The following is a 7421-nucleotide window of genomic DNA, read 5'->3' as shown; positions in this document are numbered from 1 at the left end:
GGGGGCCTGATTTGTTTGTACCGGAGTCGCCTTCGATCCGTGCTGCCCGACGTCATGACGAGACCTGTGTGCGGGTCCGTCCGGTAACCAGATAACCGAATGCCGTGGCAAATACGTACATGAGGAACGAGTAGACAGCGGCCGGTATCGCCACCTCGGTGCTTTGGAGCACGCTCAACGCGACTGTGAGGGCAACGGTGGTGTTATGGATTCCGATTTCCATCGAGATCGCGATGGACTGCGGCTCACCCATCTTCAGCAGTCGCGCAGCACCGTAGCCGATGGCAAGGCTTGCCAAGCAGAACAACCCCGTCACCAGTCCGACCTGTTCGAGGTAACCGACAACGTTTGATCGCTCGCCGACAAGGGCGCCGACCGCCACCAACACCAAGATGACGATCGAGAAGATCCGGACCGGTCGATCCGCGCGTTCGGCGAACGCCAAGGATCGACTGCGCACCAGCATTCCGAGTGCCACCGGAATCAGCACGATAGCTATGACCTGCACTATTTTGCCGAACTGCAGGCCCAATTCACCGTCTGCATCGAAGTAAGCGATGGCGAAGTTGGTGATGACGGGAATGGTCACGGCCGCGAGAACCGAATTGACCGCAGTCAATGTGATGTTGAGTGCGACGTCCCCACGGAACAGGTGCGAGAACAGGTTCGCGGTGGTCCCGCCCGGAGATGCGGCCAGCAGCATCACTCCGACAGCCAGCAATGGCGGCAGGTCGAACAGCAGAATCAGTCCGAATGCGAGAACAGGAAGAACCAAGATTTGGAGAGCCAGGGCTATCACAACGGCCCGCGGCGTGCGCGCGGTGCGTCGGAAATCCTCGACGGTCAGCGACAGTCCGAGTCCGAACATGATGATCGCGAGTGCGATGGGCAGAAACGTCGAGATCAATACCGAGTCGTCCATGGATTCCTTCTGGTGCGGGAAACGTGAGATGAGTGTGCGGCATTCGTCCGTTTCTGGCGAGAGTTCGATGAAGAGAATGGACATGAGTTGTTCGCGTCACGCGGTCGATTCGACCTCTTCGACGGGTCATCGGCGCGCATCCCGAAATCAATTGTGGTGATTCACGCCATAGAAGTGCACAGTGGAGACGACGCACACACTTCGACGGAAGGACACTCACGTGTCGGACGATGCTCAGAGCGAACCCACAGTCGACGACGCCACCCTGGAAGAGGCGAAGAAGTCCGTCGAGGGCCTCGACGACCGGTATCGCCCCGGTGCCCGGCCCACCGTGGCCCTTCCGGGAACCAACGGCACCGTCGCCGGGACCGCCTTCGCGGACATGGTCGACGACAACGGTGAGATGGTGGACGCCGATGAACAGGGCTCCACCGACTCCGACGGGTCTGCTGACGACGCTGACACGGATCACGTCGACACCCAGGAAAAGGTAACGTCCTCGAACGATGCCTGAACTCGATGGACCCGACGCCCCCGCCGACATCGATCTCGGCGGGGGCGTCGCCTTTCTGCACACACCCTCGATACCGTCACGCGGCGGCCTCGTTCTGACGCACGGTGCGGGCGGAAACTGCGAGTCGCTGCTGCTGCAGCGCATCGCCGCAGTATGGACAGCAGCCGGGTTCACGGTGCTGCGGTTCGACCTTCCCTTTCGAGTACGCAAGCCCAAGGGACCGCCGCACCCGTCCCGGTCGGCCGAGGACCGGCTGGGCATCGCCGAGGCCGTCGAACGCCTTCGCGCCGAGACCGACGGATTCATCGCATTCGGTGGGCATTCCTACGGTGGCAGGCAAGGTCGATGATCGCGGCCGAACAACCGGGTCTCGTCGACGGACTCGTCCTGACGTCCTATCCCCTGCACCCGCCGGGCAAGCCGGAGAAAGCTCGTACCCATCACCTTCCCGAACTACGGACACCAGCGGTGGTGGTGCACGGTACGAAGGACCCGTTCGGCACCACTGCCGAACTGAGCGCTGCGCTCGCGCTCGTCCCGGCCCCCACACTGCTCGTCGACATCGAGGGTGCAGGCCACGACCTCGCTCCGGCCAAGTACGACGCAGCGACGAAGACCCTTGCCGGTGCCGCCTCGTTGTTCGGTACTCCGACGTCCGATTCGTCGGTTGTCGTCCCGCTCTTCGACCCGTCGCGCTGAAGTGGTCTACTAAGGCATGCCGACCTGGGGATGGTTCATCGTGGCGTTGGTCCTCGTCGACGCCGCGGTGCTCGCGGCGTGGCTGTTGGCTCGCAAGAAGCCCGGCTCGTCCCCAGAGACCTCACGCAACATCAGGCTCGTCGGTCTCGACGAGAGCGCCCGCGCAGACATTCATCGACTGCTCGCTGCCAACAAGAAGGTCCAGGCCATCAAGGTCTTTCGTGAACGAACAGGTGCCGGGCTCCTCGACGCGAAGAACGCGATCGACTGCGTGCAGCGCGGCGAGCCCTTTCCGTCCTCGGCCACCATCGTCGATGCCGCGCAATCCGGTCCGACCCCCTGGGACGATCTGATCCCGCGGCTGCAGTCGCTCAAATCGGAGGGTAAGGCGATCTCGGCCATCAAACTGCTACGCGACCGAACCGGTCTGTCGTTGCGTGATGCCAAGAACGCGGTGGATCTGCTGTGACCGTGCGCGTGGCAGCACTCGCCGATGCACATCGCGTCGCCGAGGTGGCCGCGTCGACCTTTCAGCTCGCCTGCCCGCCGGGAACCCGGCCCGAGGACATCGAGCAGTTCATCTCGAACGTGTTGTCGGCCGAGCACTTCGAGAACTACATCGCCGACGTGACCAGAACGGTCCTCGTCGACGAGACCGCCGACGCAGACGTCGTGGGCTATGCGATGCTCGTATCCGGGACGCCTACGGACCCGGACATTCGCGCAGCCCTCTCGCACGAGCCGGCCATGGAGATCAGCAAACTCTACGTGCAACCGACCCAGCACGGCAGCGGAGCCGCGGGCCGATTGATGTCGTCGTCGTTGAATCACGCACGCGACTCCGGTTGTGCCGCAGCATGGTTGGGCGTCAATCAGCAGAACGTGCGGGCGCAGAAGTTCTACGCCAAACACGGATTCGAGATCGTGGGCACCAAGACGTTCGTCGTCGGAGTCCAGACGCACGACGACTACGTCATGCAGGTGACGCTGTGACGACCGCTCAGCCGACTGCAGCGAAACGAGACAACGCGAGCAGACGCGAGGTGGCGCGCAGGTACTTCTTGCGGTAGCCGCCTGCCAACATCTCCTCGGTGAAGATCTCGTCGAGCTTGCCGCCCGATGCCGTCACCGGGATACCGGCGTCGTAGAGACGGTCGGCGAGGACGACCAGTCGCAGCGCGATGGCCTGATCCGAAGCCGGGTGCACGTTCTTCAAGAACACGGCCGGAACGCCGTCGAGCAACTTGCCGTAGCGCGAGGGGTGCAGCGTGCTCAGATGCGCCAACAGCTCGTCGAAATCGTCCAGGGTTGCGCCCTCGACCGTCTCGGCGCGCTCGATCAGCTCCGACTCGGATGTGGGCTCGGGAGCCGGAGGCAGATCGCGGTGGCGGTAGTCGGGGCCGTCGACGCGGACCGACTCGAAGATCGAACCGAGCTTCTTGATCTCGCGCAGGAAGTCCTCGGCGGCGAAGCGGCCCTCACCGAGCTGCCCGGGCAGAGTGTTGGACGTCGCGACGATGGATACTCCGCGCTGTGAGAGCTCCGAGAGCAGCCGCGAGACCAGCATCGTGTCGCCTGGGTCGTCGAGCTCGAACTCGTCGATGCACAACACGCTGTGGTCCGAGAGTTCTTCGAGAGCCTTGTTGAAGCCGAGGGCACCGACGACGTGAGTGAGTTCGACGAACGTACCGAATGCCTTCGGCTCGGGAACGCTGTGGTAAATCGAAGCGAGCAGGTGAGTCTTGCCCACACCGAAGCCGCCGTCGAGGTACAGGCCGGCACCGATGGCCGGGGTCTTCTTGCCGAAGAGACCCCGCTTGCCCTTGCTGCGGATCTTCTGCGCCTTGTTCGCGAACTCCTCTGCCTTCTCGACCGCCGCAGCCTGTGTCGGCTCGTTGGGGTCTGGAATGTACGAGGAGAAACTGACGTCGTCGAACATCGCCGGCGGGACCATCTGTGCGATCAACTGATCGGAGGGAACCACGGGATTTCGGTCGACAAGGCGTGCGGGCATTTGTCGAGCGTAACGACGTGGTCTGATCTCTCTCATGCAGCTTCTCCATATTGGGACCTACTTCACATCACACCGGGCTCGATCGGCAGTGTTAGCCTCGCGGCATGACGGAGGACACACCGACCGCAACTCATCCTGACCTGTACACGAGGCTTGAACAAATAGCCGAGAACGCCGATCCTTCTTCCGGCCGACACAGGGTCCAAGATTTGGCGGATGGGCTCAACTCCGACAACCTCGAACTGCTGAAAGAACTTGTCAAGGACCCTTTAGTCGGACGCGCCGCCAGTAGGGCCGTCATCGCATACTTCACGTCTCTCGCAGCCTCGAATCGCGAGTGGCCGCGCCTGCTAGAGGGGTGGTGTCAGGAGGCACGCATCAGCGACGACCTTGCAATTCCGATTATCAACGCAATTACCTGGAACGCGCGCGAACGGGGCGCTTCTGCACTCTTGGGTATGTCGGTCGAAGACCTTCACGACTCGCGCCTCGACCCAGACCACCTGAAGTTTCGATCTTACATATTTCTGACTTCAGCTCGCTACAATTTTGACTTCTCCCTCATTCACCGCGGGTTCTCTTACTTGCCAGAACCGTTTCGTTCATCGACGGAGTACCTCACCGCACTGAAACTCTTTGCCCGTATGGGTCAGCGCAGAGATTACGAGCTGTCTACTGTCGAAGAAGTGCAGTCAGAGACTGACAGCGACAAGGTTCTTCAATTGCTCCTCCATGCGCTGTGGTTTACAGATGGAGAACGTGAGGCAGAATTGATGATTACCATTGCAGACAAGCTACTTTCCCAAAACCGCGCTGACAGCGTCACTTACATGAGGAAAGCTACTGCGCTTCGACGACTCGGGAAATACAGTTTAGCCACGGCGGCCATCGACCAGGCCATAAGCACCCTGGATGCTTCCGAAACAAAGATCCACCAGGATTACGTCCGCGAGCGTGAACTGATAGGAGTTCAACAGGAAACTGAATCAAGGATTGCCAAACTGGCCGAAAACATTATGCGCGACATGTCAGCCACCATCGAAAGTGAGGTTGAGTACTTTCGAGGCGAAATTGCCAAGCAGGGCGAAGAGTCGGCCCGACAAACGTCTGATGCACTATTTAAGGTCGTCGAAATTCTCGGTCTATTCACTGCACTAATCGCAGTAATAGCAGCCACGCTCGGGAGCGCATTCACTGGCGATTTGTCGTGGTGGCAAAGACTGACAATTGTCGCGGCTGGGACACTTTTCCCAATTGCATTCTTTGCGCTGCTCCGCCGCATCGTCGATCCCAAGTTTACTCGCAGAGAACTGATTGCGCATAGCGGAAATGGCAGGACGGATAATGAGTGACTCTCTCCGGGCACCGCTCGAATATGTGAGCGATATTATTGATGTTCGGATGGAAATCAAGCGAACCGTCGATAGTCCATCTACAGCAGCTCGGACATTGATAGATTACCTAGAGCGAAGAATTACGGCTCTGACTAGTGACCGCGGGCTAGAGCACGGAATTATGCTGTCGGGCGGAATCGACTCCATTCTCGTGGCGGCGGTTGCACGCAGACTGAGCATCGACCTGGTGGCGGTTACGTATGCCGTGGACGCTCCCCAGCTGGACGGGAGCCATAATGATGAGACGGGAGCCGTCGCCGTCGCTAAGCACTTAGGTTTCGAGCATCACGTTGTCCGCTCATCAACGGCTGAGCTACTCGATTCCGCGATTGCAGCCTCAAAGCTACTAAATAGTACGGAAATTTGGGAAATTTCCTCCGCAGTGCCAATTAGGGCATGCTTCAAGGAGTTCTCGAGATTGGGAATCAATGGTCCGATACTCACCGGAAGCGGCGCTGATGCCTTGTTTCTCGGCGGGAAGCGATTGAATAGCCCGGTTTCGAGCTCGTCAGCAATTCATGAGATGAACAGCATGATAGAGCAACAGGTTCTGAGGAACTTTAGCCGAAAGAGACTAATACCTGATTTTTTCGAACGAATTTTGGGCGAATCTTGCGACAGGTTCGTTCAGATATTTCAGACTGTAGAAGCATGGCAATTTTCGAAAACACTACTTCCAAGCGCGTTATTTTCAACGAACGGAAATCATGAGGACAAACTGTGCCTCCGCATGGCTGCAGAGATGCTTGGGGTTCCACGTGAACTAACGCGAAGCAAAAAGGATCCGATTCAGTACTCGTCAGGAGTAGTTGGGGGAATTGTACTAGAAGCTCGCAAATATCTCGCACAATTGCCAGGGGCTGAAACCTACACCAGCCCCCTTACTGAGCCTTTGGATCTATCCATTGCAAGACTCTTCCTACTGGCCCCACAAGTCCGAGATCGGAGCGACGATAGTATTGAGCAGAATTCCTGACATACAAAAAATATATGAGAACTCGACACCGCTTACCGGACCAAACATCCTGACTCTTGAGGAAATTTTCGAAGCTTACTCGTACGAAAGACCGACTGCTAACTCGAATGTCGTGGTCCGTGGTTCTTTCGTGTCCAGCATAGATGGCGCGTCATCAGTTGACGGAATTTCGGGAGGCCTGTCCTCGCACGCAGACAAAGCAATGTTCAGGATTCAGCGAGAGTTGACGGATTTGGTAGTGATCGGGTCTGGCACCGCAAAGGCTGAAAACTACTTCGGTGTCCGCAGCGACCAGGAACTAGAGGCACGCCGACGTGCACAAGGTCTATCTGCAGTTCCGCCGATCGCAGTACTCTCCTCAACTGCAGACCTAGACCCGGACAGTCAATTATTTACCAACACTTTCGTTCCGCCGATCGTAATAACCACGGATGCAGCACCCAAGACCAAGACGAAAGCTCTCGAATCCGCAGGCGCAGTAGTAATACACGCCGGAACCAGCCGAGTGAATGTCAAGCTTGCTCTGACCAGCCTGAGCCGCTTAGGGTTCGTTCGGATTCTGTGCGAGGGTGGCCCTAAGCTATTCGGTTCGATGCTTGCCGAAGACCTGGTGGATGATGTCTGTCTGACGTTGTCGCCCTCCCTCGTCGGAGGACGGGCAGGGCGGATCGCAGACTGGGACGGAGCTGCTGCTTCCGCGATGAGTCTGGCTCACGTGCTCGTCGCCGAAGACGGAACGCTGCTCACGCGCTGGGTGCGTCAGGCATGAGCAGCGCGCCGTCCGACACCGATCGAAAAGTCGATAGCCTCGCACGGTGACGCAGAAACGAACGTTGCTCGCCGCGGTCCTCGTCCTCGCCACGATGTGCGCGGCCTGTGGTGCCGGCCCGTCGCTCCGACCA

8 protein-coding genes and 1 pseudogene are annotated in these 7421 nt (G+C 59.0%); 7 read left to right on the top strand and 2 right to left on the bottom strand.

The window, feature by feature from the left end; genetic code table 11:
• Positions 1–52: 52 nt before the first annotated feature.
• A complete protein-coding gene (locus RHBS_RS21330) occupies positions 53–922 on the bottom strand; it encodes a bile acid:sodium symporter family protein (RefSeq protein WP_128646391.1) in 870 nt (289 codons plus the stop codon).
• 220 nt (positions 923–1142) lie between these two features.
• Between RHBS_RS21330 and RHBS_RS29195 the strand changes: the two genes are divergently transcribed.
• From RHBS_RS29195 to RHBS_RS21310, 4 genes and pseudogenes are all read left to right on the top strand, one after another.
• The gene (locus RHBS_RS29195) at positions 1143–1436 is read left to right on the top strand and encodes a hypothetical protein (RefSeq protein ID WP_183130153.1); all 294 of its coding nucleotides are present in this window, start codon (positions 1143–1145) and stop codon (positions 1434–1436) included.
• Positions 1429–2135, top strand: a pseudogene (locus tag RHBS_RS21320) (alpha/beta family hydrolase). The gene RHBS_RS29195 and the pseudogene RHBS_RS21320 overlap by 8 nt, the downstream one beginning before the upstream one ends.
• Positions 2136–2151: 16 nt before the next feature.
• Positions 2152–2604, top strand: a complete 453-nt coding sequence (locus tag RHBS_RS21315) for a hypothetical protein (protein WP_121869999.1) — start codon at positions 2152–2154, stop codon at positions 2602–2604.
• Entirely contained in the window at positions 2601–3128 is a 528-nt protein-coding gene (locus RHBS_RS21310; RefSeq protein ID WP_121870000.1) for a GNAT family N-acetyltransferase, read from the top strand. Before RHBS_RS21315 ends, RHBS_RS21310 begins: the two co-directional genes overlap by 4 nt.
• A 7-nt stretch (positions 3129–3135) precedes the next feature.
• On the opposite strand, the gene zapE is transcribed toward RHBS_RS21310, so the two are convergent.
• Positions 3136–4149, bottom strand: a complete 1014-nt coding sequence (gene zapE, locus RHBS_RS21305; protein ID WP_121870001.1) for a cell division protein ZapE — start codon at positions 4147–4149, stop codon at positions 3136–3138.
• A 104-nt stretch (positions 4150–4253) separates the two neighbouring features.
• Between zapE and RHBS_RS21300 the strand changes: the two genes are divergently transcribed.
• Genes RHBS_RS21300 through RHBS_RS21290 form a run of 3 tightly spaced genes read left to right on the top strand, consistent with a single transcriptional unit; the run spans position 4254 to position 7288 of the window.
• Complete coding sequence (locus tag RHBS_RS21300; RefSeq protein ID WP_121870002.1) at positions 4254–5501, top strand: hypothetical protein; 1248 nt, start codon at positions 4254–4256, stop codon at positions 5499–5501.
• A gap of 25 nt (positions 5502–5526) precedes the next feature.
• The gene (locus RHBS_RS21295; RefSeq protein ID WP_187298584.1) at positions 5527–6519 is read left to right on the top strand and encodes an asparagine synthase C-terminal domain-containing protein; all 993 of its coding nucleotides are present in this window, start codon (positions 5527–5529) and stop codon (positions 6517–6519) included.
• Positions 6503–7288 carry a pyrimidine reductase family protein gene (locus tag RHBS_RS21290; RefSeq protein WP_187298583.1) on the top strand — a complete coding sequence of 262 codons (786 nt, stop codon included), beginning with the start codon at positions 6503–6505 and terminating at the stop codon, positions 7286–7288. The genes RHBS_RS21295 and RHBS_RS21290 overlap by 17 nt, the downstream gene beginning before the upstream one ends.
• The last annotated feature ends 133 nt before the right edge of the window (positions 7289–7421 follow it).

The sequence above is a fragment of the Rhodococcus sp. BS-15 genome, from assembly GCF_000813105.1.
GTDB lineage: Bacteria > Actinomycetota > Actinomycetes > Mycobacteriales > Mycobacteriaceae > Rhodococcoides.
The sequence above is the reverse complement of the archived record's forward strand: the minus strand, read 5'-3'. Positions and strand labels throughout refer to the sequence as shown.

Excerpts from the sequence above, each read along its gene's own strand:
- RHBS_RS21330 (WP_128646391.1), bottom strand. The coding sequence starts at position 922 with ATGGACGACTCGGTATTGATCTCGACGTTTCTGCCCATCGCACTCGCG.
- RHBS_RS21315 (WP_121869999.1), top strand. The coding sequence starts at position 2,152 with ATGCCGACCTGGGGATGGTTCATCGTGGCGTTGGTCCTCGTCGACGCC.
- zapE (WP_121870001.1), bottom strand. The coding sequence starts at position 4,149 with ATGCCCGCACGCCTTGTCGACCGAAATCCCGTGGTTCCCTCCGATCAG.
- RHBS_RS21300 (WP_121870002.1), top strand. The coding sequence starts at position 4,254 with ATGACGGAGGACACACCGACCGCAACTCATCCTGACCTGTACACGAGG.